Source organism: Lysinibacillus sp. FSL M8-0134, from assembly GCF_038069745.1.
In the GTDB taxonomy this organism is placed as follows: Bacteria; Bacillota; Bacilli; order Bacillales_A; family Planococcaceae; genus Lysinibacillus; species Lysinibacillus irui.
Map to the genome: position 1 here is coordinate 2,175,487 of NZ_JBBPAJ010000001.1, position 25,794 is coordinate 2,201,280.

A 25,794-nucleotide genomic window follows, 5' to 3' on the forward strand; every position below is an offset into this window, starting at 1 on the left:
TCATGACCATCATTAATTTAATGCAAGCTTATGAATTAGATAAACTTTCCAAATTAGATTTAACAGACGAGGAGATTTTACGTGCCTTACGAGCGGGGGATGTATCAGCTTGGCAAGAACAAGTACCAAACTATGAATTTAGTGAGACAATGGCTCTTTATAAAGAAGGGGAACAACAATTCTTAGATGCACTACATGGCCATTATCGAATTAAGTATGTAACATTGCCAGGCATCCAACGTTTATTGCATCTACGCTTTCAATTAGAAGAAGGGAAGGATTACCAATTATTAGAAACGGGTATCCAGCACTTAACGTGTGATGAGGAAACAGTCACAAAAATTCAACAAATGTTATCGACAAACTGGTCACTAACAAAACAATCAGATGGAGCATACTCAGTATTTGTAAAATAACCGCTTTATCCAAAAAATACCATACACATTGTGAGACGAATCGACATGGGTGGTTACCCATCTACTGTTTTTTCAAATCGTCTCACAGCGCAAACCATTTTTGTGAAAAATCCTGATTTTTTGCGTACGCTCGAAAAAAACTCCTCTCAAAATCCAAAATCCTCCCATAGTCTTTTTTCTTTAACGCAACCCAGATAAAGTCTACTAGATTTTAATATTCATATCCCGTGAACTTTATGCCTAAAATGTAGCAACTGTCACAAATCCTTTATAACGAAATCCTCTTTTGAATTGAAAGGGGATTTTTCATTGCACATAAAAGAACATTTGTTCTAAATACACAGAGAGAGCATTTTTTATGCAATTAAGTTCCCAAATTTATATTTGGGAACGTTTTTTTATGGTAAAATAGAGCAAATAGAGGTGATTTTTGATGCAAAAAACGAAGCAACCAAAATTTATGAAGGATTTCCTTGTCTATTTAACAACCATCAAAGGAAAGTCACAGCGTACAAGAAAAGAATATGAATATGATTTGACTTTATTTTTCCGTTTTCATAAAGCAGTTCAAGAGGATTTGGGGATAGAGAATTTAGATGCTATAGATATTGCCACAATGACAATAGAAGAAATTCGTGCTATTACGTTAGAGGATCTTTATTACTTTATGGAGTACTGTGAAGTTCAACGAGGTAATTCTGCTGCGGCGAGAGCTCGAAAAGTCGCGACTTTAAAATCTTTTTTCAAATACTTAAAAGGAAAACGTCGACTCATTGAGGAAAATCCTGCAGATGAATTAGAAACACCGAAGATCGGCAGAAAAAGACCTATCTATATGAACCTTCAAGAAGCTACACAATTTATAGAAGGTATTCAGATCAATCAGGCATCACCGCGAAATTACTGTATGATGATGTTTTTCTTAAATTTAGGAATTCGTGTAACAGAGCTTTGCCAGCTTAATACAACCTCGATTCAAGGACGGTATTTAACGGTTATAGGGAAAGGCAATAAGGAACGAACGGTCTATTTAAATGATAGCTGCATGCAGGCACTTGCAGACTATGAAAATAGTGGCAAGACCCCTTATAAGGGAGACGGTGAGGAACCACTTTTCGTATCACAAAAAGGCACGCGCTTTACACGTCAAACGGTTGCTAAAATTGTCAAACGCATTAATCAGCAATCAGGACTGCAAAAGGAACGACTAACACCGCATAAACTACGCCATACTTCTGCAACGATGATGTATAAAGCTGGAGCAGATATACGTAGCCTCCAGCATATTTTAGGGCATTCAAGTGTTGCAACAACGCAAATCTACACGCATATAGAAGATGAGCAGCTGCAGCATGTACTAGAAAACAATCCATTTAATATGGTACGGGAAAGATGATTTTCTACCATCAGTAGCGAATATATAAGAGAATACGAAATGAAATGGGGTGTTTATGATATCAATTGTAAAAGATCATCTTGATGAAACGCGAACGGCACTGCTTCAGACGATTCACACTTTAGATGATACGCTCTTTAATGTTAAACCGGATGCACAGAGCTGGAGTGTAGCACAAATTTGTCATCATCTTGTTTTAGTGGAGGAAGCAACGAAAAAAGCCATAGCATGGGGAGTAAAAGCACAAGAGCAAACATCGCCCGCACGAAAAGATGTACTGCTTATTTTGGATAGGTCAAGGAAATTTCAAGCACCAACTATCGTTGAACCTACGGAACAGCCTTTTACGATGGAAGCCATGTTGGATTTACTAGCGACAACAAGGAAGAATTTCCTAGCCTTTTTACAAACAATCGAAGAACCCGAACGATTAGCAAAGCATGCGGTGAAGCATCCTGCATTAGGAGAATTGCCACTGGATCAGTGGATTGAAATGGTCTATTTGCACGAACAGCGTCATATCGAGCAAATACAAGAAACAGTAAGAGCAATATGAAATGATTAAAGGAATTGGGGCACTCAACGTAGAGCTCGAATTCCTTTTCTTGTAATGAAATTTTTCTGTTATAAACTCTTGACGTGCTACATAATCTGTTATATATTAAATAAAAATAAAAACAACTGTTATAAAACAGTTTGAATTCAAGGAGGAATTTTAGATGTCAAAGTATCGTGATGGCTATGAATTTTATTGTGAAATGTGTGAACGTTATGGGTTAGAACCAATTTCTTTCCGCTATTATGTCTTGCAATTATCCCAGCAACAACTTTCTGCCTATAATATGCAAGCAAAACAATTAGGAATTTAAAAGGACGTGGTTATGACGGAAGCCGACGTGAATATTTTATGAAAAGCCCAGCCATACTAAACAAAATGGACTGGGCTTTCGTCATTCACAAGAAATTTCAGATCATTCATTGACAAGTAAATAACGCTGTTATATATTTTTAATAAAATAATATTTCTGTTATATAACAAAATATTAGTTATGAATAAATCAAGTATAGTCGCAAGAGTGAAAGGAAGTTAGAAGGATGACAGATTATCGAGAAGGGTATGAGTTTTATCGACAAGTATGTGAGGAGCATGGCTTAGAACCGATAAATTTTCACTATTATATGTTGAATTTATCCCAAGAGCAGTTAGATGCATACAATCAACATGCGAAAACTTCAGGAGGATCAATTGAATATGAGATCTCTTAGCGTGTAAAATACCTTACTGCCTACGGAGGACGGTAAGGTATTTTTGCATATTTACATAGTTATGTGCATTTTAAAGATAAATAGCCTAAAGTTAGTGCTTTTAATAGTACTAAAGTATTTAAAAACGCCATGATTAGACGATTTTCGGGAAAAATTAATCACTAATTTTTGTCTATTCTATTAAAAACTATCAAATGGAGCTTTGATTGTTTTTGATATTTGGGTTGAATTAACTGCTTTTCTAGGACTATAATATAATTACATAAATAAGGGCGATATACCACAACTTTATACCTCGCTGTAAGATAAAGCAAAAGTACCAAACCCTTCATATTTTAATGAATGGAGAATGAGAATGATGAATATCACGCCTAGTAGTATTAATCAAATGAACTACAGTCTAAAAGAATTACAAGATATCTTTTCTGCTATGAATAGTTCTATCATTGTAGCAATAACAGATCGCACCGGAAAAATCACTTTTGTGAACGATCATTTTTGCAAAATTTCGAAGTACACGCGTGAAGAATTATTAGGTCAAGATCACCGTTTACTAAATTCAGGTTTTCATCCAAAGTCTTTCTTTAGAGAGATGTGGAAAACAATTGGTAAAGGTGATATGTGGAATGGCGAGGTGTGCAATCGTGCGAAAGACGGCAGTTTATATTGGGTGAAGACAACCATTTTCCCATTCCTAGATGAAAGGGGAAAGCCTTATCAATATATCGCCATTCGAGTCGACATTACAGCACAAAAGGACATCAAAAAAATTACTCACATTGCCTATCACGATGAATTAACAGGGCTGCCAAATCGTCGTAAATTAGAACAGCGTTTAGAAAATGAATTTCATCAATCTCGACGTACAGGAGAAAAATTTGCGTTATTTTTCATTGATGTAAATCGCTTTAAACACATTAATGACGGGCTTGGGCATATTATCGGTGATATGTTTTTAGTGGAAATGTCCAATCGATTACGAAATATTGATTTTACCTCTAATTCTTTCTATCGCCATAATAGCGATGAATTTGTCATGATTTTAAATGATGTGAGTCGTATTGAAGAAATGGCCAAGGAAATTATTAACGTTTTCCATGAGAGCTTCATCGTAGATACCTATGAATTTTATGCAAGTATTAGTATCGGCATTAGTATCTTCCCAGATCACGCAAACTCCGTAGAAGAATTATTGAAAAATGCTGATATTGCTATGTATGCAGCAAAATCGACGCGAGGTAACCAATATCGCTTGTATCGTGAGAATATGGATGAAGCCAATGATAAATGGCTTTTATTAGAAACAAAATTACACCAAGCACTAAAACAGGATCGCTTAGAATTGCACTATCAGCCTAAAATAGATTTGAAAACAGATACGGTCATTGGTATGGAGGCATTGCTGCGCTGGTATGATCCTGAATTAGGACATATTCCACCAGATCGCTTTATTCCGTTTGCTGAAGATTGTGGGCTCATAAATGATATTGGTGTTTGGGTATTACGTAAGGCCTCCGCCCAAGCTTGTTTGTGGAATGAAACACATGATTTATCGTTACGCGTAGCTGTGAATATTTCTCCAATTCATATTAGTACAGATGGCTTTGTGGAAATGGTGCGGGAGGTTATTGCAGAAACTGGCATTGACCCTCATTTATTAGAAATTGAAATTACTGAAATGAGTATGCTCGATTATACGGAAGACTTAATTGATACTATTAAACAATTGCGAGCACTTGGCATTACCATATCACTAGATGATTTCGGTACAGGCTATTCATCGTTAAATTACCTAAAAAAATTCCCAGTAGATGTACTTAAAATTGATCGTGCTTTTGTGCGGGATATCGTACCCGAAAAATCAGGAATCGCCATGATTTCGGCCATGATTTCTTTAGCCCACGCCTTAAATCTGCAAGTAGTTGCTGAAGGCGTTGAGGAGGAAGCTGAATTAAACGTTCTTCGCGAGCATGGCTGCGAATATGTCCAAGGCTATTATTTCAGTAAGCCTTTATCTGTTGGTGATTTTACGAATTTAATCGTTAACACCGTCACAAAATAAAATCAGTTATGAATTGCTATTCTTGAATGATTTTGCTAAAGTGGGATAAAGTAACTGTTAATAACCATACAATTTGATGATGTGGCCAAGTAAGTACGAATTGTGAGACAGAAAATATAGCAACTGCTGAGAGCTATATCACCGCTTCTGTACTGAACACCTACCACGGAGATGTTATGCAAACATAACCGAGTCGTTTTCGTTACCAAACGTGAGAGGGTTTTAAGTGAAAACTTAAAGCTAAACCAAGGTGGTACCACGTCTATCCAGCACAAAGACGTCCTTATTTTAAGGACAGCTTTGTGCTTTTTTATTTCAAAAATATATGGAGGAATGCACATGTCAAAACAACAAGAAGATTTTTCAAAGTGGTATATTGAAACCATTCAAAAGGCGGATTTAATGGATTATACACCTGTTCGTGGATGTATTGCCTTTAAACCAGATGGCTACGAAATTTGGGAACATATTCAGGAGGAGATGGATCGTCGCTTTAAAGAGACAGGGCATCGTAATGCCTATTTCCCAATGCTTATTCCTGAATCCTTCTTCCAAAAGGAAAAGGATCATATCGAAGGATTTTCACCTGAGCTTCCATGGGTAACAGAGGCAGCAGGAGAACAATTAGAGGAACGCTTAGCGCTTCGACCAACCTCTGAAACAATGATTGGACACCTGTACTCAAATTGGATCAAAAGCTACCGGGACTTACCAGTGCTTATCAATCAATGGGCAAATGTTTTCCGCTGGGAAAAGAAAACACTTCCTTTTATTCGCACATCCGAATTCCTATGGCAAGAAGGACATACAGCTCACGTCGATGAAGAGGATGCTCGAAAAGAAACGATGCAAATGCTCGACATTTATAAAGAAGTAGTGGAACAAGTGCTAGCAATTCCTGTCTACGATGGTCAAAAAACGCCTTCAGAACGTTTTGCAGGTGCTGTCGATACGTATTCCATTGAAGCCATGATGAAAAATGGGAAGGCTGTGCAAGCAGGAACATCGCATTATCTCGGGACAAAGTTTGCTGAAGCCTTTAACATCAAGTATTTGAATAAAGCGAATCAGCATGAATATGTTCATACGACATCTTGGGGTACGTCTACACGGTTAATTGGTTCCGTTATTATGGTCCATGGCGATGAGCAGGGTCTGATATTACCTCCTCGTATTGCGCCAACACAGGTAGTTTTAATTCCAGTTGGACCATGGAAGAAGAACCCTCAAATTATGGAACATTTAGACGAAATCTTTGCTGCCTTAAAAGCGAAAGGAATTCGAGTTCGTCTGGATGATTCAGACCAGTCACCAGGCTTTAAGTTTAATGAATGGGAGCTAAAAGGGGTGCCAGTTCGCGTTGAATTAGGACCACGTGACCTGGAGAACAACCAAGCACTAATGAAAGCGCGTGATGAACAAGACAAACAAACAATCGATTTAGCTACAATTGTCACAGCTATTGAAGAGGAGCTAACAACGATGCAAACGCGTTTACTGGAAAAAGCCCGTCAATTCCGTGAAGCAAATGCACACACAACAATTGATACACTTCCACAACTTCAGCAGCATATCGAAACAACGAAAGAAAACAGCTCAATTCCAGGCTGGGTACTTGCTGGATGGTGTGGCGAGGATGCATGCGAGGAAAAAGTGAAGGAAGAAACAAAATACACATCCCGCAACATCCCATTCAATCCACCAACAACAAAAACAACATGTATTGGCTGTGGAAACAAAGCAAAGCATACAGTTTGGTTTGCGCAAGCGTATTAATATCGTTTGAACACCCTCCTATTTTGTAGGAGGGTGTTGTTGTTAAGTGGAAATTCTACTCGAGCAGCTAAGTTTTCATCAAGATTATGTTAAAATAAAGGACGTTATGACTTGAATTTCCTAAAGAAATGAGGACATGCATGGCGAATGTACAAGCATTATTCAATAACTATCTTAATATCAAATTCAATCGAGGATTACCAGCTGTTCCAATGGAGGACTTTGAGTATGCAGTATTAGAAGATCAAAGTGCGGAGCTCTTTTTCAGTGCTCATGAGCATGAAACATTTTTGGCGTGGGCAGAGGAGCTTCAACCTCCAGATCCACAGTACGGTGATCCACCAAATGGGAAACCTATACTTTCATCGTATTTCCATCAGCTCGATGTTTACGATGAGCAAGTATTTTACTATGTACACTATACCATTAATTCAACTACAAGGATTATTCCTCGTCATCCATATAATACAATGAATGACCGGATGAAAAATTATTGTTTCTTCCAACTAGCTCAACTATCGTATATGACAATGTTAAACGAAGAGCAAAAGCAACAATTAAAAGATTTCTTGTTCTTTTTCTTTTTGTATGCTCATCCAGTGAATGAGGAGACGCTTTACGCCTTTTCATTCCAAGACCAATCGATAGTACATACAAAAACGAATATTCGTCTGGAGCAATATCTTTCTTTTTACCATGATTATTTTTTTGAGCACGCCCACAACTATCAGGATTCATTAGTGTTAGCGCCTGAGGAAATAAACGCTTGTAAGCATCTTACGTTAGAGCTCTTAAAAACATTAGAGGGGAAATCGCATAAGCTTGCGATGCCTCAAGAAGAAGGGCTTGAGGAAATCCTCCGGTTAATTAATGATGTGGACCACTTTTTACATATGTATAAGGAAAATAAATTAGCATTCTTTCAATTGCTAAACAACATGCTGTTAGAGGAGCTGTCCAATCCTTACCGAGAGCATTGTATGAGTATGTTATTACAAAATTACGCCATTTATATTTTGAATTTTCATTTTGATGAACTCCAAGCGTTAGTTGAGTATTTTCAAGACAACCCATTATTATGTAAATTTATACTCAATAAAATGTTTGCGGATACGATTTTTTTGCAGAAAATCATGAGGCAATCCAATATCGACATCAACAACTATCCGAAAATTACGCAGTTTTTCGACGAGGAAGCTAAAAGAATATATCTTGATTGATAGTAAAGGGAGAAAAGTAATATGACAGAAACAACAGGCTGGAAAAATAATGCGCAAGATCATCGATTTATTGCTTCATTTAGTGGTGGAAAGGATAGTGTCTTAGCTTTATATAAAGCATCGCAGGTAGGTCAAGCAATAGGTCTTATCGTGATGCTTGAGGAAGAAGGGCAACGCTCAAGGTCCCATGGGATGCCACCAGAGCTTATCCAGGCACAAGCAGACTCGATCGGATTACCTGTCTATACGGCTGCAGCAAGTTGGGCAGAATATGAGCATGTGTTTATTGGTCTTTTAGAAAATGCAAAAAATCAAGGGGCAGAGGTATTAGTGACAGGAGATTTAGACATGCCTGAACATGGCTGCTGGCATGATCAGGTGACAAAAAAGGCAGGATTAAAGCTTGGTATGCCTTTGTGGGAGATGAACCATCGTCAAGCTGTCGATGAATTTATTAACTTAGGATTTATCACGATAATTGTCACGGTCAACTTATCCTTAGGTATGACCGAAGAAGATTTAGGAAGAACACTTACCTACGAATATGTACAGGAGCTTGAAGCCCGCGGCATTGACCCTTGTGGGGAGGGTGGAGAATTCCATACAACTGTCATCGATGGACCACTTTTTAAGCAGCCTATTCAAGTTCGGAAATGCTCAATTGTACGAGACGGAGACTATGCATTTCTACCTTTAGAACTTGCGTAAAATCACTCAAGATAACCTTTAATGTGATGACCAATTCATTACATTAAAGGTTTTTTTACCTCAACTTGTCATTTTGTTTCATGTGTAATAAAGTTATTACATATGAAAGATATACTAAAAGGTGATGAACTGTTAACAGTATTGGGTGCTCTGTCAAATCCTTATCGTTTAAAAATTATTGCTATTCTCCATCAAGAAAAGCGATATGTTAGTCAACTTGCAAGAGAGTTAGCAATCAGTAGACCATTACTATACTTACATTTACAAAAATTAGAGGAAGCTAACTTAATTAATGGCTATCACGAAGTTTCTGAAAGTGGCAAAGCGATGAAGTATTACACGCTAAACCCTTTTAGCATTACATTAAATGCCGATTTCATTGCCCAAGTTGCTAGCGGCATAACGGATAAAAAAAGAAAGGAATAACATTGTTTTTAGATGGTTTACTAATTATGAAGGGAGTTGATGAAATGTCGTCCATGTCCATTTCAATCTTTTCGGCATTCTTTGCTTTGCTGCCACTGATTGTTCTTGTTATTATTTTTGTCTTTGTAATAAGCGTTATCCGTCGTATGGAACGTCGTGCAGAGGAACGTTTAACATTAGATAAAGAAACAGCCCATTTGCAACAACTGCAAATTCAGGAAATTAATAACCGTTTAACAAATATTGAAAATATCTTAAAACAAATTGATTAAAGTACAAAGGTTATTACCTCTGTACTTTTTTAATTCAATTTTTCTTTTAAGAGGGTATAAAAACAATTCGATATTGTCTAAAATAACATTTGACTGGACACTAATTGGTGTCATATAATTAAGACACCAATCAGTGTCCTATTAGAAAGGGTGGTGGTTTTGAGTAACAATCATCAAGAGCGTGACGTCTATGTAGCCATTGCTGATCCGACAAGACGAAAATTAATTGGTTTGTTGGCAGAGGTAGATGAGTTACCACTTCACGAATTAACCGCTCAATTTGACATGGGGCGTACTGCCGTATCGAAACATTTGGCCATCCTCAAAGATGCAGGTCTTGTTATGGCTCGCAAGGAAGGTAGAGAGACCAGGTATCGGCTGAATGCAGCACCATTGAAAGAAATACAAGATTGGGTCTCGTTTTATGAAGGATTTTGGAAAGAAAGAATATCAAAACTACATCTTTTATTGGAGGAAAACAAATGAAACCAGATGTATCATTAGATTTTAAATTTACAAGTTCCATCGAAAAAGTGTGGCATGCGTTAACAGATCCAGAGACGCTTGCAAAATGGATTTGGAGCAATGATTTTCAGCCAATCGTCGGCCATCAATTTCAATTCCGTGCTGAGCCAAATGAATGGTGGGATGGTATTGTAAATTGTGAAGTACTTGCAGTTGAAGAGCCTCATAAATTATCATACACGTGGTCTAGTGCTGGCGAAACAACAACAGTAACTTGGACACTTACAGAACAATCTGATGGAACTACACAGCTTCACCTCGACCAAAGTGGATTTAGTGAAGAAACAAAAGCTCGTCAAGGAGCTATTGAAGGGGCTAAATATGCTTGGACAAATATGGGTTCACAGCTTGAAAAAGTGTTAGCCTAATCATCATCATTCAAATAACCTTACAATGAAGAACGCAATTCCTTAGCAAGAATTGTGTTCTTTCATTTTCTAACAAGCCTAATACACACGAAAGGATCACGACATGAAGATCAATCAACTCATTGCCAATAATATCAACCGTTTAGATGTAGTTTTACCAGAAGATCAATCACTAGGAATTGCAGGGTTGTCTGGCTCAGGGAAAACGACATTTTGTCAAACGATTGGGGAGGAATCCAAAAAACGTCTCGTTTCTTTATTACCTAAGTCTGAATATCAATATTTGTTTCCAAACATTATGGAAACGAACTTCAGTGCGATTCAAATGGAGGACATGCCATTAGTTCTTTTCCTAGGGAAATCATCTATCTCTACAAATCCTCGTTCAACAATTGGTACACATACAGGTGTTTTTAAAGAAATACGTGATCGTTTGGCAGAAGAATTTCAGCTGTCTCCAGAGGTTTTTTCCTTTAATAACGCTTTAGGCTGGTGTCCTGCATGTAAAGGACGAGGCACGACGAAAAATGTAGAGTGTAAAAAATGTCAGGGTAAACGCTATAGTCCAGAAGTGGAGCAACATCGACTAACTTTATGGAATGAACCCTATAGCATTTCTGATATTCATAATTTAAGCATCGAGGCTATCTATTCTTTATCAAATGAATTAACAATTAGCGAAGAAAAACAGCATATACTTCAAAATATCATTCAAATGAACATTGGCTACTTAACATTGAATCGTATTATGGGGACTTTATCAGGTGGGGAATTAACTCGACTTTACTTAGCAGAATTCATGGCAACGAGCGAAAATACAGTCATCATTGTCGATGAAATATCGGTTGGTTTGGACCATGATACGTTATTAAAAATATTGGAGCAAATTCAACAACTGGGCTCTAAAAATCAAATTTGGCTTATCGATCATTCAGATACGGTGCTCGACACTGCAGACAAGCCTTTATTCTTCGGACCAGGTAGTGGGAAATACGGTGGGAAAATTGTAGACGAGTCCCCTCGACCACAGCCAATTTATTGGGAACGAAATCACGTAATGCCCACTACCTACTACCAATTCCAAGACCTCCATTGTCGGAATATCCAAATGAATAGAATAGAAATTCCTAAAAACCGACTTGTTACTTTTACAGGGGAATCTGGGTGTGGAAAATCAACACTTGTCAATGAATGTATCGCGAAAGATTTTGTTAAACGCTATCCAAAGGATAAACTTGTGATGGTTGGACAAGATCGTAATCAATCCATTACAAGTCGATCTACTGTCGCAACATTCCTCGATATTAAAAGGAAATTAACAAAATATAGTGAGGAGATTGAAGATATTTTTCAACGTTCGATTGAGGATATCATTGATGAACTCCCTAATGAAGACATCGCCCATAAGCGGTTAAGCTTGCTGATAAAATTAGGACTTGGCTATTTAACATTGGAAAGAAAGACACAATCCCTTTCTACTGGTGAATTCCAATGTGTACATCTTGTCTCAGAGTTATTTGCGAATTCTCGAAACCCACATACACTATTTATTTTTGACGAGCCGTCTAAAGGGTTATCTCAAAATATTTTAAATCAGTTCATTGATAGTGTAAGGGACATCCTTGAAGATGAATCCATTTCCATCATCATGATTGAGCACAATGCCTATATGCTCGAAAGCTCAGATTTTATCATCGATTTTGGGAAAAGACAGCAGGAACCTGTGACACATCTTGAGGTGGTCAGTCAAGAAGACTATTTTAATCAAGTGAAGCATTCACAAAACATAGCTCCTTTACACATTGCGTCAACACTTGATTCTAGAAATGGCATTCAATACTTAGAAGACCATCAGATTAGCTATTTTAAAATGGCGGAAAATATTTATAAAGGGGGAATCTTAAAAAGCCTATCCTCTATGGCTCGACTTATATACAGTGATTACGAATCGAACAGGATTGCCCCAGTCATTGCTATTGATCTAGAGCGACATTTATATAGCCAATATAGTTTTCTCTATGAAATTGGGGGGCTTATCAACCATATTGTCGCTTCACATCCAACGAATAAGGATACAAAAAGCTTTGATTTCTTTAGCCAAGAAAATCACTGTCCAAGCTGTTCGGGGCGATTAGAAATAGAAAAATTCGATTTTGATATCGTAGTACAAAATAAAAATGTGCCATTTTGGGACGGTTTATTACATCCAGATGTGATGGATGTCTTAAAATACTACCAACATTCAAAATTAGAATTCCTCTTTGAAGAGATTAAAAATGAACTTGGCCAGGATATAAGTAAAAGCTACAATGAAATGACAGAAGAAGAAAAACATACATTTTTATATGGCTATTGGGATCAATCTTTTTATGATAAGACAACGAAATCCTCGAAAAAATGGGAGGGCTTTAATTTAATCATTGGCCGCTATATTGTCATTTCGAAATCTAAGATAAAAGAGCAAATGAAAGAAACAAGAAAAATGGTGCCTTGCCCAATCTGTCATGGCACAGTGCTTAATCATCAGAAGAAATTACGATTTGGGGACACAGATATCCGAGACTTAATCCATCAGTCACTAGATGAAGTCATTAAAATTGTAGGGAGCTTACCACAATTAGAAAAAATGAAAGCAATCGTTGGTGGAGATATGTCGTTACTCCAAGATGTCTCCTTGTTGCCAAGAGAAACGCAAGTAGCGTTGAAAATGCTGGAATTGGAGCTTGCAAGCTTTGTAGGGTATGAAATCGTTCTGCAAAACGCTTTACCATTCTGGGAAAAAATCGAAAGCAATTTAGACGTTATTAGCCGTAAAAATCAAGTAACGATCTGTGATTTTGCTAATATTTACGAGACGAGAGAAGCAATAATCGACCAGTATTTTACGAATGGCAAATACAAAAAACTTACCTATGTGTATGAGGCGTTTGGCTACAAAAAAATCGTCACTCAAATCAACAAAGTTAAAGCAAATCATACTTGCCCATTCTGTAAAGGGAAAAAGGTTCTTTCAGAGGATGGTCTACATGATGGCGTCTACAAGTTAACCGTCCCTTGTGTTAGCTGTGGTGCAAGTGGTATTAATGAAGAGGGGCGTCAGCAAATCGTCGATGGTATTGCTGTACAAACTTGGCTAACAGGAAAAGTAAGGGATGTGGTAAAAGAAGGCTCTCATCTTGAGGCTGTTGCTCATATTCCAATTTTCAATCGCATTCGTGAGTTAAATAAACAAGAAATGATGGCGGTCTATCAATACTTACAACATAATAACTAAGCTCAACTTGTTAGAAAACCCATTTGCGCACAGCAAGTGGGTTTACTTCATTTGATTAATCACACTAATTTTTCCAAAAAAGTTAACATTCTGTGTCGTCTTTGCCATTTTAATCGTACTATAAAGGTAGCTGGATTGGCAGTAAAAGGGAGGTTATTCTTTGGTCAAAAAAGTACTGTTATTTGGAGATATTGGCATTGATGATACGGTTGCCTTAATTTATGCAAGGCTAAATAAAGAAATAGAAATTGTGGGCTTAGTTGCAGACTACGGAAATGTCTCGCGAGAAGATGCGGTGTCCAATATTTATTATGTGATGAAATTATTCGATTTCCCACAGGGTATTCCCGTTATTTTGGGAGCAGAGGTTCCTTTAACGGGGGAACAACCCACTTACTACCCAGAGATACACGGACAACGAGGGCTGGGACCTATTGTACCAAATGACGATCACGAATTAAAAATTGAAAACTTTTTTGAAATTGTCAATATAATTGAAAGGTATAAGGATGAGGAGCTTATTATTGTCAATATTGGTCGGTTAACCTCACTAGCTACAATGTTTATCCTTTACAATGACCTAATGAAAAATATCAAGGAATACTATATTATGGGTGGTGCGTTTTGGGTTCCTGGAAATGTCACTACAGTGGCAGAAGCGAATTTCCATGGTGATCCGTTTGCTGTGAAAATTGTGCTAACCTACGCAACGAATGTAACAATCATTCCATTGAATGCCACACAAAAGGCAATTGTTACACCAGGGATGGTGGACTATATTGATTCATTTGGGCAAACAAAAATCCTTAAACCATTAATGGACTACTATACTCGTTTTTATCAAGAACGGGACCCTTCTTTATTAGGAAGCCCCGTCCATGATGCATTAACGTTGATGGCAACAATTTATCCTGACATGTTTATCTATGAGTCCTATCCGGTCATCATTGTGGATAAACTTGAAGGTCCGGCAAGAGGGCAAAGTATTGCCGAAACACGGCCATATGAAAATGGTAACAATGGAGCAAAAAGACATCGTATTGCCTTTGATATTCATTATGACAAGTTCTTCCATAACTTTTTGGCTATCATGACAGGTCAATTAGTTTGAGCCTATTCAAAAACCCCATCTCGTAGGATCACAAATTTAACATTGACATTCACTTTCATGTCTTTATACATTTTATGCCATTTTTCTTTTGTCAGCTTAGAATGTCTCACAGAACTTCTATATTTCTCACCAAAACCAAAAATATCCGATTCGACTTCCTGACTATGGGCGATCACTCTTTCAATTTCCTTTGTCAATTTTTTTCAATTGCATCCTGTAGTATTTTTACATTCTTCGCGTCGCCTAAATTGATATCAGGATATACCTCTAAAACTCTTGACCGAATGTCGATGTTAAGATCAAATTCTGGTGTATCCGCATTCACTAATTTCATCTTTCTATTTGAATGGATGGCATCAAAGGCCACAGTTATTTTTTCTGCAGGTTTTTGAAGAACTTTAGATGGAATATCCTCTTTGTCTAAGATCGTTTCAAACAATCCAACTTTAAAGGTGTCTCGGACAATTTTAACGTAAAAACTATCGTTTGCTGGAAGGGAACCCACCATTTTGCTCCCTTTAAAAAGAGCTACGCCACTTAATTCAACAAACTCGCCATTTCTTTTAATAATCGGCATGGCTATATCTTTTCCAAATGAATAGTAATCATGTGCGATTTGATGGAGCGTTGCCGAAATCATATATTCCTGTCTCACATTTTGTTCGATTAACCGAAATATATGTTGGCCAATATCCTCGATATCTTTATATTCGTAGCTCAATAATGACGATGATTTACCCTCTACCACAGCCATATAGATACTATTACTAACACTAGCGTTTTCTAGGTTTGTATCTATATAATAATGCAGACTTTCTTTCGCTAATTCGTCACCAAACAAAACAACCCTCATTTGACCGACCATGACTTTTTTTGAGAGCCTGCGATTCGCTTCCATACGATTACCTTTACTTGTTTCATTTTCGGTCGTTAAAACTTCTACATTACTTTGAAATTCTGGATTTACTTCACGAATAACGGCTGTCGTCGCTATTTTTTCTTCAGTTCCTTTATCGTAACCAACCAATGTGGTTAATCCTACTTTATCTAAAATATTTGTCTGCGCGCATCCATATAAAAAAATAAATGATACAAAAACAATAAAATAGCATTTAAGTTTGTTCATCTTTTTTCACCTTCTTTGATGTGAAGTTCTTTTTCAGCACGGCAAGCATCCATAGCAAAATAGGGTAAACAAAGATTACGTAAAATGCCACATGTCCAAAAACAGTATTAATCGCATTAATTTGAGTACGGGTTTGTACGAATAATGTACCGATAAACACAAAGAAAGAGAATAACCAAACAAACTTCGTCCCACTTATATTGACTAAACGAATAGCCCCTCGGTAAGCAGCCCATAAATAAAGACACATATTCGGCAAAATGATTAACATCCAATAACAAACGGCGATAAATTCAAAGCGCTCAATAAAAGGAAAGCTAATAAAACTAAATAATGTTAATGTGGCCCATATCGTTTTTAATAATTTACCTTCACTATAATAGGTAATTGACACCAGCATGACGGATAAATAGATAAAGGTTGTAAACAGCAAACCTAAATGAACATGTTTTTGAACATTTTTCTTTTCTTTTACAAAGGGATAAATAACGTTTAAGATTTCAAAGCCAATAATGGTGAAAGTCATTGAAAAGGTACCTTTTAAAATCGAACGAAAGTCATTTTCCAGAACCGGTAATAAACTTTCTGCTACTGAATACTTCAAAGGAAAAGCCAACATAGGAAAAATCCATAAGGAAAGTATAATACTAAAAAAGGCCAGACCTACAATTACGCGTAGCCCTCCAGTAAAGGCATAAATAACGACAATGAGTAAAGTTGCTGACAGAAACCATGTCCCTATTCCAGGAAACAACCACACTTGGATTACTTCAATATAATTTCGTAAAACGGAAAAGAATGCTACAGAGCAATATAATACATACATGGCATTGAATAAATTGCCTATCCATTTGCCAAAGATATCTTGTTGAATGCCATATAAATCATTGGAGCCATAAATCTCTAATGTTTTAATCATAAAAAATGCGACGATATGAGAGGCAATCCCTGCTAGTAAAACTGAAATCCATGCGTCTTGTCTTGCATCTTGATAGACAATTCGTTGAAATCCCTGTATACCAACCCCAACTTGTGCGCCATGTATGACAAAAAACAGTAAATAAGCGCTAATCATATCTTTAGGGCTAAGTTGTATAGGTTTTGTCATTTTACTTCACCTTCATTTCAACTTTTTTCCGGTTTTACAGGTTGAGGCTCAAATTTATTTTCATCTTTTGGTCTAGTTAAAGCAGGTCTTTTCGCTGTTAAAGGTACAGGCATTCTGATGATGCTATCTCGAATTTCTTTCATTCTAGGTGGATAGAATGGAGACATATACGGAGCACCCAAACTTGTCTGGCGTATAAGATGAATAAGAATAAAACAGAAAGCCAACATGATACCATAAAAGCCCCAGAATCCTGCTAGTATAATAATTGGAAAGCGAATAAGACGAATAACGTTCCCCATCATATAACTAGGTGACGTGAAAGAAGCCAGAGCACTTAAAGCAATAATGATCAGTAATATATTACTTGTAATACCAGCTTGTACCGCTGCAGTACCAATTACAATACCGCCTACGATACCAATTGTTTGGCCGATTTTCGTGGGCAATCTTGCTCCCGCTTCTCTCAGCAACTCAATAATAAATTCCAGCAGCAATGCCTCAAATATCGGTGGAAAAGGTACTAACGCCCTTGATTCACTTAAAGGTACTAAAAAGGCTTGTGGTATGACTTCATAATGAAAGGTTACAGCTGCTACATAAAATGGTGTTAAATAGACGGATATAAAGAAGGCAGCTAAACGTAATAATCTTAGAAAAGTGGCAATTTGCCATCTTAAGTTTTGATCTTCCTGACTTTGGAAAAACTCTGTAAACGCTTGTGGGCAAACAATAGCCATGGAGCTGCCATCTACAAGAACACCCACTTTGCCATCCAAAAGAGCATCGCATAATCTATCTGGCCTTTCAGTCATAAGCATTTGTGGGAAGACTGATAACGAATTATCATCAATCATTTCTGCCAAAACTGCGCTATCTAATAACTGATCAATATCAAGGTCTGATATTCGTTGACGCAATGTATTAACCATTTGATCGGAGGCAATACCACTCATATATAAAATGGAAACTGATGTATTCGTCCGCCTGCCAATTTTAAGCTTTTCATTACAAAGCTCAGGACTCACTATGTAGCGACGAATTAACGAAATATTTGTAGCTAGGCTTTCATTAAATCCAACCTGTGTGCCAATTACCTGTGATTCATTTTCAGGCGCTGATAATGCTCTAGATTCCCTTGTAGCAATATCAACCAATAGAACATTAGAGTAGCCATCGACATGAATCAAAACAGATCCATTGACCATGGATTTTACAGTTTCCCTAAGTAAACTGGTTTCATTCACTTCAGGAACAGAAAGAGAAATCTCAATATCCTCCGGTTTTTCATATGGATGATTCTGTAAAATTGCTATAATATCATTATTTAACGTTTGGTTATCGACTAAATTTTCAATATAAATAAGGGTAAGATTTGGTGGAATAGATTTTATAATTAAATCAGCTGGATTATTAGTAGCAGTTTTAATCGATTGAATAAAATGATCTGTCGCTTGAGCAACCCTTACTAGGTTTTCTTTAGGCGCCTCTTTTGTTGGTGGTGGTTGTTTTTTATTGAAAGGTAGTTTAAATTTCATTTTAAATAAAAGGCTCCCTTCATGGTTAACTTCGTTTATAGAATAGGCTTTAAAAGGGGATTCTATACTTTTTTCTGCAAGTTTGCAGTGGACAGCATTTAACAAAAAGTGGTAGTATTATAGGTATCTTAAAAACAGAACGGAGTTTAGACCATTATGCTAAAACTGATTATCGCAAATTAAATTCCATGGAATTTAATAGTGGGGCATTTCTATAATTTTTAGGAAATTATAGGGTTTATTTGGTATTGCCCTTTTGCGATAACGAAGAGAAACATGATCATGTCTAATCCACAGTAAAACTGTTAGCTACTTTTGGTAGCTAGCTTTATTTTCTGTGTAACCAAGGACTTTATGAGTGTGTGCTCATAAGGTCTTTTTCTGTTTTTAGGAGGTGATGATTCCCAACAAAAAGGACGTAGTGAAATAAAAGGAGGGAATTGAAGTGGAAAAATATGAACTAGTATTTGATTATCGTCATGATGAAAAATTAAAGGCAAGTTTTAATGATTTAGCAATCAAGACATTTGGTTTAGATTTTCGAGACTGGTACAACAAAGGATATTGGAATGACCAGTATATTCCGTACTCATTTGTTATGGAAGGTAGAGTCATTGCCAATGCCTCGATTAGTAAAATGTCGTTAGTAATCAATGGTGAGCGACTAAACGGCATTCAAATCGGTACAGTCATGACCGACGAAAACTATCGTAATCAGGGTTTATCTAAGCAGTTGATGCAGGAGATTCTCAATAAATACGAAGATATCTGTGATGTCATGTATCTTTTTGCCAATAACACTGTATTGGATTTTTATCCAAAGTTCGGCTTTACACGGATTCATGAAAGTGAATTTAGCTTAGATCTCACAAAAAAAACTATTCAACCGAACAATGCTACCTTACAGCGACTAACAATTGAACAGGATCTTGTCATTCTAGAAAACTATGCGAAAAATCGTCAAGTCAATTCTAGTATTATTGATGTCGAACAGAACGAAACCCTATTAATGTTTTATTTCACCATCGTATTTCATGATGCCATTTACTATCTAGAAGACTTAGAAACAATTGTGTTAATGGAAGAAGACGGTGGCGTTATAAATATTTACGATATCATCTCCATACGGCCATTCGATGCGGAGACTGTGTTAGCAAGCGTTGTTAAAGACACTACAAAAAAAGTAGTATTCTATTTCACCCCTGACTTCACCCTCGAGGGCATGACAACAACCATCATGCCAAATGAGGACGATGCCCTATTTGTCCTCTCGAAAAAACCACTACTAGAAGGAAATTTTATGTTCCCTCTAACATCGCATAGTTAAGTGAGGGAGGGGGTAATCGCTACTGAAGGGGATTTTGATCACTTCAGTAGCGAGATGAGCGCTTTTGTAACAAATTGGAGCGGTTCGAGCGTTGATATGAGCGCTTTATGATGAAATTGGATCACTTCAAGCAGAGTTTCGAGCGCTTTTGTATCAAATTGGAGCACTTCAAGCATAGATATGAGCGCTTTTGTAACAAATTGGAGCACTTCAAGCAGAGTTTCGAGCGCTTTGATATGAAAAAGGAGCGCTTCGGGCATAGATATGAGCGCTTTGGCATGAAAAAGGAGCGCTTCAAGCAGAGTTTCGAGCGCTTTGACATGAAAAAGGAGCGCTTCAGGCATAGATACGAGCGCTTTGGCATGAAAAAGGAGCACTTCAAGCAGAGTTTCGAGCGCTTTGGCATGAAAATGGATCACTTCAAGCAGAGTTTCGAGCGCTTTTGTATCAAATTGGATCACTTCTAGCATAGATACGAGCGCTTTTGTATCAAATTGGAGCACTTCAAGCATAGATACGAGCGCTTTTGTATCAAATTGGATCCCTTCCAGTAAAGATAGGATCACTTCTAACAAGAATCCAAGCTCCTCATTACTATAAAAAAGAGGGAGTCACAAACTTGACTCCCTCTTTATCTATTAGGAAAGGACCTGAATAGTTGATTCTTTTTTAGTTGTCACTTTTAATGTTAGCAGCATCAGAACTACCAAAGTAAATAATAATGCTATGAGGGCAACGTCAAAGGTGTTCGTTATATCTTTAATGACCCCCACGAGCATTGGAATAATCCCACTTATAATATAGCCTCCGAATTGAATCATGGCTGTCCAATCGCTTGCTTCCTTTGGTGTAGATGTTGCATCTAAAGGGAGAATCATGGCTAATGGGAATAAGCCTCCAGCACCAATCCCAGCTAATGCGGCACAGAAAACAGGTGAGATTCCGCCAATGATTAACATGAAAATGCCGGTAAAAGAACTCAATGCACATAGCAGCATCCACGGTTTTCTCTTGGTACTATTATTAATAATGATTGGAATAATAAAGCTACAAATCATTTGCATAACGGAAAAAACCGTAACGGTTGTTGCCGCGTAGGCATCACTATAACCAACGTCCTGTACTTTCGGAGCGAGCCATGTTGCCAGGGAATAATAAACACCGGATTGCAAACCAAACATGATCATAAGGAGCCATACATATCGGTTTCCCCATGGTAATCGACTTTTTTGACTTCCAGATTCGTTTTTAGTTGGCTGTGATTGTTTTGATTTTTTAATAATGGGAATCCAAACTAGGACACCCGCAAGCGCAAACACAGACCATATCGCTAAAGCTGCGTTCCAGGATTGATGAAAAGCGTGCATGACAGGCACGACTAAACCAGCGCTGAGTGACGCCCCGATCCCCATTCCCGCAGAATAAACCCCAATCATAGAGGATGAAGATCTAGGGAAATGCTTTTTAATGTAACCAGAAATTAATGGCCCTGTTATGGCAATGCCTATACCACTTAGAATAGCAGTTACTAGTAAAAGCACAGGCGATGATGCGATTAGTCGCAATGCTGTTGACACACCAATTAATAAAACTGATAAAGCAATTGTCAGCTCGATGCCCCAGCGTTCACTTAACTTCCCGGCTAATGGTGCAAAAATGCCCATACAAAAAACGGGTAGGGCAGTTAATAAACTGACGACAGCACTAGACATGTGCAAGTCCATCTGAATATTTTTTAGCACAGGTGAGATAGAAGTGATGGAAGCTCTTAGATTCATCGATAGAATGAATAAAGAAAAAACGCTCCAAATCATATATAGATTTTTTGATTTTACTATCATAGAAGTACATCTCCTTGTATAATTAAAAATGCTTATTTGATATACTATAGTTAACTTTTCATCAACTAAAGTAAACTATAATTTATCAACTTGTATACTATAATATACTAATTATACAAAGTCAATGGGGAGGGTGCATCTTGATGAGTGAGGAAAATATTGACTTATCTGGTCAAGTTGGGGTTAATTTAAGGGAGATACGTAAAAATAAAAGAATGAGCCTTGAGGAGTTAGCAGCTATAAGTAATGTCAGTAAATTGACGTTAGGTAAAATCGAAAGAGGGGAAACCAATCCCACTGTCAATATTCTATGGAAAATATGTAGAGGGCTTAATATTCCACTTGTTTCGTTGTTAGCTTTTGAAGAAAATATCGAGGTTCATCGTTTTGGATCAGACTATCAATTTGCAGGGCATAATAACGATTGGTTTGTTGAACCACTTTTTAAAACTCATGGAACAGAATGGTATAGAGGCTGCCTTGAACCAAATAGCGAGTACAGTGAGTGCCACTTAGCTGGTTCTGAAGAAATTGTGCTCGTGTTAAATGGACAGTTGGAGCTGAAGGTAGGAGAGAAAAGCCATCAGTTAAATCAATGGGATGTCATCAAATTTAAAGGTGAAGAGCTTCACACATACATCAACCGCTCTAATGAAAAAGTCCATTTAATGCTGTCTTTAACGTATACAACTCCGTAGTTTGGCAAGTAAAAAATCGTCCTTACTTAACAAGTAATGGACGATTTTTATAATTCCTTGATTTTCATTCATATAGAAAAAAGTCGATTTCCTCAAGCTTAGGAATCGACTTTTTTGTACAAAAAAATATGTAAAACACATTGAAATATGGTAAGTATTATGGTAAATTTATATGGATAGACATTGTATAATTATTATACACCGCATTATCCCTATTCTAATTATACAATACACTCTATTCTTTCGTCAACACTTTTATTATTAATTTTTTGAGGGGTGGTTGCGATGAAAACAGCAGGAGCAAACGAGCAGATTGGAGGAAAAACCACACAGTAGATCTACAAGGCAATTTGAATGTGTAAATGAACTTAGAGGCGATGAAAGGCTTCATAAAGATGTGAATGAAATTTTAAAAAAGAAAGTAGGACTGATACTTACATGTCGGAGAAAAACATTTCTATTCAGACGAAAACGCCATACGGCATGATTGCCATTTTATTTATTGGGGCCTTTGTTGCTATTTTGAATGAAACACTACTAAATATTGCTCTTCCTGCTATTATGGAAGAATTCAAAGTCAATGCGACGGCAGTACAATGGCTTTCAACAGGATATATGTTGATAAACGGTATTTTAATCCCAGCGAGTGCCTTCTTTATTCAACGCTTTACCGATAAAAAATTATTTATGACAGCGATGGCCTTGTTTACGTTAGGTACATTTTTAGCTAGTATTGCCCCAGCATTTGGTGTGTTATTAGCGGCACGAATGATTCAAGCTGCAGGCTCAGCGATTATGATGCCATTATTAATGAATGTGATGCTAACTGCATTTCCAGTGGAAAAACGTGGGGCCGCAATGGGGATGTTTGGTCTCGTAATGATTACTGCTCCAGCAATTGGACCTACTCTTTCTGGTTGGATCATTGAACATTATAGCTGGAGAATGTTATTTGATATTGTGTTACCAATTGCTATTTTAACCTTAATTTTTGCAGCCTTTAAGTTAAAGGATGTTACACCACAACGTGCGATTAAGCTTGATATTATTTCACTTATTTTATCAAGTATAGGATTTGGTGGCTTGCTATATGGCTTTAGTTCCGCTGGGGAAAAAGGATGGGATCATGTCCTTGTATATGGCACGATTATAATTGGAACGCTTGCTTTAATTACCTTCACCCTTCGTCAGCTACAAATGGATGAGCCAATGCTTGAGTTTCGTATTTTCAAATATCCAATGTTCGCTTTATCGTCAGCCATTTCCATCGTTATTTCAGTGGCCATGTTTTCAGCCATGATTTTAATGCCAATTTACATCCAAACGATTCGTGGTATTTCACCAATGGATTCTGGTCTACTTATGCTACCTGGTGCGATTGTGATGGGGATTATGTCACCAATTACTGGAAAGCTCTTTGATAAATACGGTGCTAGAAGCTTGGCTGTCTTTGGCTTAATTATTACCATTGTGACAACGTATTACTTCAGCAAAATTAGCATGGATACGGCTTATTCAACACTAGTAATACTCTATACTTTACGAATGTTTGGCATGTCCATGGTTATGATGCCAGTAATGACAAATGGATTAAATCAGTTACCAGCCTATAATAATCCACACGGAACAGCGATGAACAATACATTACAGCAAGTTTCAGGTGCGATTGGTTCTGCCGTATTGATTACCATAATGAACAATAAAACAACAGCTAAGGCAGAGGAGTTAGCTGCGAGCGCAATGAACAATATGAGTGCCAATGCCGCTCAAGCAACGACACAGTCTACCAGCGAATTAAAACAACAAATCTTAAATGAGGCTATGCTCCATGGTATTAATTTTACGTTCTTCCTATCAACATTGATTGCGACCATCGCACTCATTCTCGCTTTCTTTATTAAGCGAGTTAAACCAAGTCATGAAGCTTATACTGGTGGGGAAGTTGATGAAAAACAGTTAGCGGAGTAAATAGAAAACGGGTATTGCTTGAATAAAGCAATGCCCGTTTTTCTTATTGAACAATTCAATCATTCTATTAGCAATGAAATATTTAATTAATGTCTTTGAAACTGCTAAAACAAAGTTAGATGTTGTGAGCGTAGTTTTATCAACTGTTGGCTTTGGGATCATCAATATGAATGTCACGCTGATGATGTATGCTGATATAATTTTATTACCTATCTATCTACAAAACGGTAGGGGATTTTAAAGTCAGTACAAGGCAAGCTGGCTTTTTTAATAGAGGAGAGTATGTAAAAAAAGCGTCTCATCTTAAGATGAAACGCCATTTTTTGAGGTTATTGAGTTAATCGTTGGATGAAGGCATCTAATTGTGCCAATGTGACATTGTCGTTTACGCCAAATGTTCCGTCCCCTTTACCAACCGTAATTTTATTGGAGGCGAGAATGGCTACATATGTGTTAGCCCAGTGAGCGTTAGGAACATCCGCAAATTGTTCTGCAGTTCCTTGTTGTTTTAAATTAAAGGCTTCCACTAAAACTTTCGATAATTGACCACGAGTCATAGGTGACCCAGGATTGAATTTCCCATTTTCATCACCTGTGAAAACACCGATTTTTTTCAGCGCTTCTGCAGCACCTGCATATTTGGACGATGGTTTGATATCTGGGAAACTTGAATTAGTGTTACTAGTATTTAACTGTAATTTATTCGCTAGTCGAAGAGCAACTTCACCGCGCGATGCATAAATGCTAAAGTCGATTTCTGCTTCTTTTACTTCACCAAAATCATTGTCAGTAAAGGTTGCCACGCGTTTTGCTCCTACATAACGAGATCCCCAGTAATAAGGGTCGTTAATTTTATCGATTTTAACGCCAGAGCTTGTCGTTGCCGAAATAAAGCTGTTGTCACCTATGTATATGCCAACATGGGAAATTCCGCTTCCCGATGTATTAAAAAATACGAGATCACCAGTCTTTAAATTGTCTTTAGAGATTGCAGTACCCTGCTGATATTGGGCTTTTGATGTACGTTCAAGTGAAATGCCTAGCTTAGAAAAAACAATTTGTGTATAAGCTGAACAATCCACACCTGTTTGTATATTTGTTCCTCCATACTGATAAGGAACACCTAAATATGCTTTTGCTGTATTCGTTATATCTGCTATTGTCGCCGCTTTTGCATCATGAATACCTACACCTGTAAAGAACATAAACGATGCAAAAATCGGTAGTAACCATTTTTTCTTCAATTAAACCTTACCCCTTTCAAAAAGCTTTCGCCTTTGAATAATGTAAGGATAGCATGAATGAGACAAGAATTATTTTTCAATAATATTACCGATTACCCCTAAACACCAAAATTGAAACCTTATT

At 37.2% G+C, this 25,794-nt stretch carries 23 protein-coding genes and 2 pseudogenes; 19 read left to right on the top strand and 6 right to left on the bottom strand.

The genetic code is table 11. From position 1 onward, the window contains the following. Positions 1-2 precede the first annotated feature (2 nt). From MKY49_RS11030 to MKY49_RS11100, 15 genes are all read left to right on the top strand, one after another. A complete protein-coding gene (locus tag MKY49_RS11030) occupies positions 3-416 on the top strand; it encodes a hypothetical protein (RefSeq protein ID WP_274797198.1) in 414 nt (137 codons plus the stop codon). Between the two features lie 433 nt (positions 417-849). Next, positions 850-1,812, top strand: a complete 963-nt coding sequence (locus MKY49_RS11035) for a tyrosine recombinase XerC (protein WP_322605113.1) — start codon at positions 850-852, stop codon at positions 1,810-1,812. Between the two features lie 55 nt (positions 1,813-1,867). Beyond that, complete coding sequence (locus MKY49_RS11040) at positions 1,868-2,368, top strand: DinB family protein (RefSeq protein WP_274797200.1); 501 nt, start codon at positions 1,868-1,870, stop codon at positions 2,366-2,368. Positions 2,369-2,531: 163 nt separating this feature from the next. Next, positions 2,532-2,681 (top strand): hypothetical protein, encoded by a 150-nt coding sequence (locus tag MKY49_RS11045; RefSeq protein WP_004230023.1) that lies wholly within the window; start codon positions 2,532-2,534, stop codon positions 2,679-2,681. 226 nt (positions 2,682-2,907) lie between these two features. Further along, on the top strand, positions 2,908-3,078 hold the full coding sequence (locus tag MKY49_RS11050) for a transcriptional regulator (RefSeq protein ID WP_274797202.1): 171 nt from the start codon (positions 2,908-2,910) through the stop codon (positions 3,076-3,078). A gap of 355 nt (positions 3,079-3,433) precedes the next feature. Next, positions 3,434-5,140 carry a putative bifunctional diguanylate cyclase/phosphodiesterase gene (locus tag MKY49_RS11055; protein ID WP_274797204.1) on the top strand — a complete coding sequence of 569 codons (1,707 nt, stop codon included), beginning with the start codon at positions 3,434-3,436 and terminating at the stop codon, positions 5,138-5,140. A 339-nt stretch (positions 5,141-5,479) separates the two neighbouring features. Continuing rightward, positions 5,480-6,916, top strand: a complete 1,437-nt coding sequence (gene proS / locus MKY49_RS11060; RefSeq protein ID WP_341386223.1) for a proline--tRNA ligase — start codon at positions 5,480-5,482, stop codon at positions 6,914-6,916. A gap of 140 nt (positions 6,917-7,056) precedes the next feature. Further along, on the top strand, positions 7,057-8,136 hold the full coding sequence (locus tag MKY49_RS11065; RefSeq protein ID WP_341386224.1) for a hypothetical protein: 1,080 nt from the start codon (positions 7,057-7,059) through the stop codon (positions 8,134-8,136). A 21-nt stretch (positions 8,137-8,157) separates the two neighbouring features. After that, on the top strand, positions 8,158-8,844 hold the full coding sequence (locus MKY49_RS11070) for a Dph6-related ATP pyrophosphatase (protein ID WP_341386225.1): 687 nt from the start codon (positions 8,158-8,160) through the stop codon (positions 8,842-8,844). Between the two features lie 102 nt (positions 8,845-8,946). Continuing rightward, complete coding sequence (locus MKY49_RS11075; RefSeq protein WP_322605118.1) at positions 8,947-9,270, top strand: ArsR/SmtB family transcription factor; 324 nt, start codon at positions 8,947-8,949, stop codon at positions 9,268-9,270. 44 nt (positions 9,271-9,314) lie between these two features. Then, positions 9,315-9,542 (top strand): hypothetical protein, encoded by a 228-nt coding sequence (locus MKY49_RS11080; RefSeq protein WP_341386226.1) that lies wholly within the window; start codon positions 9,315-9,317, stop codon positions 9,540-9,542. Positions 9,543-9,701: 159 nt separating this feature from the next. Further along, positions 9,702-10,028, top strand: coding sequence for an ArsR/SmtB family transcription factor (locus MKY49_RS11085; protein WP_274797212.1), 327 nt, complete (start codon positions 9,702-9,704; stop codon positions 10,026-10,028). Continuing rightward, positions 10,025-10,435, top strand: a complete 411-nt coding sequence (locus MKY49_RS11090; RefSeq protein WP_274797213.1) for an SRPBCC family protein — start codon at positions 10,025-10,027, stop codon at positions 10,433-10,435. The genes MKY49_RS11085 and MKY49_RS11090 overlap by 4 nt, the downstream gene beginning before the upstream one ends. 103 nt (positions 10,436-10,538) lie before the next feature. Then, positions 10,539-13,709 (top strand): ATP-binding cassette domain-containing protein, encoded by a 3,171-nt coding sequence (locus MKY49_RS11095; protein ID WP_341386227.1) that lies wholly within the window; start codon positions 10,539-10,541, stop codon positions 13,707-13,709. A gap of 160 nt (positions 13,710-13,869) precedes the next feature. Further along, the gene (locus MKY49_RS11100) at positions 13,870-14,820 is read left to right on the top strand and encodes a nucleoside hydrolase (RefSeq protein WP_341386229.1); all 951 of its coding nucleotides are present in this window, start codon (positions 13,870-13,872) and stop codon (positions 14,818-14,820) included. A 2-nt stretch (positions 14,821-14,822) separates the two neighbouring features. On the opposite strand, the pseudogene MKY49_RS11110 reads toward MKY49_RS11100, so the two are convergent. The 3 genes and pseudogenes from MKY49_RS11110 to MKY49_RS11120 all read right to left on the bottom strand — a co-directional run bounded on the left by MKY49_RS11110 (position 14,823) and on the right by MKY49_RS11120 (position 18,592). Then, positions 14,823-15,946: pseudogene (locus MKY49_RS11110) on the bottom strand (Ger(x)C family spore germination protein). Continuing rightward, entirely contained in the window at positions 15,933-17,054 is a 1,122-nt protein-coding gene (locus MKY49_RS11115) for a GerAB/ArcD/ProY family transporter (protein WP_341386231.1), read from the bottom strand. The pseudogene MKY49_RS11110 and the gene MKY49_RS11115 overlap by 14 nt, the downstream one beginning before the upstream one ends. 17 nt (positions 17,055-17,071) lie before the next feature. Then, a complete protein-coding gene (locus MKY49_RS11120) occupies positions 17,072-18,592 on the bottom strand; it encodes a spore germination protein (RefSeq protein WP_312507336.1) in 1,521 nt (506 codons plus the stop codon). A 445-nt stretch (positions 18,593-19,037) separates the two neighbouring features. Between MKY49_RS11120 and MKY49_RS11125 the strand changes: the two genes are divergently transcribed. Beyond that, positions 19,038-19,919 (top strand): GNAT family N-acetyltransferase, encoded by an 882-nt coding sequence (locus MKY49_RS11125; RefSeq protein ID WP_341386232.1) that lies wholly within the window; start codon positions 19,038-19,040, stop codon positions 19,917-19,919. A gap of 38 nt (positions 19,920-19,957) precedes the next feature. Here the strand turns inward: MKY49_RS11125 and MKY49_RS11130 are convergent, their stop codons facing one another. Together MKY49_RS11130 and MKY49_RS11135 are read right to left on the bottom strand one after the other, a co-directional pair. Continuing rightward, positions 19,958-20,494, bottom strand: a complete 537-nt coding sequence (locus tag MKY49_RS11130; RefSeq protein WP_341386233.1) for a hypothetical protein — start codon at positions 20,492-20,494, stop codon at positions 19,958-19,960. Between the two features lie 63 nt (positions 20,495-20,557). Beyond that, positions 20,558-21,760, bottom strand: a complete 1,203-nt coding sequence (locus tag MKY49_RS11135; protein ID WP_322605123.1) for an MFS transporter — start codon at positions 21,758-21,760, stop codon at positions 20,558-20,560. A 143-nt stretch (positions 21,761-21,903) separates the two neighbouring features. On the opposite strand from MKY49_RS11135, the gene MKY49_RS11140 reads away from it, so the two are divergent. From MKY49_RS11140 to MKY49_RS11150, 3 genes and pseudogenes are all read left to right on the top strand, one after another. Next, positions 21,904-22,458, top strand: a complete 555-nt coding sequence (locus tag MKY49_RS11140) for a helix-turn-helix domain-containing protein (protein ID WP_274797322.1) — start codon at positions 21,904-21,906, stop codon at positions 22,456-22,458. 438 nt (positions 22,459-22,896) lie between these two features. Then, on the top strand, positions 22,897-24,426 hold the full coding sequence (locus MKY49_RS11145; protein ID WP_341386234.1) for a DHA2 family efflux MFS transporter permease subunit: 1,530 nt from the start codon (positions 22,897-22,899) through the stop codon (positions 24,424-24,426). A gap of 34 nt (positions 24,427-24,460) precedes the next feature. Then, a pseudogene (locus MKY49_RS11150) lies at positions 24,461-24,664 on the top strand (hypothetical protein); the annotation flags it as partial. 91 nt (positions 24,665-24,755) lie between these two features. Here the strand turns inward: MKY49_RS11150 and MKY49_RS11155 are convergent. Further along, positions 24,756-25,670: a C40 family peptidase gene (locus MKY49_RS11155; RefSeq protein WP_322610842.1), complete on the bottom strand. Its 915-nt coding sequence runs from the start codon at positions 25,668-25,670 to the stop codon at positions 24,756-24,758. Positions 25,671-25,794 lie beyond the last annotated feature (124 nt).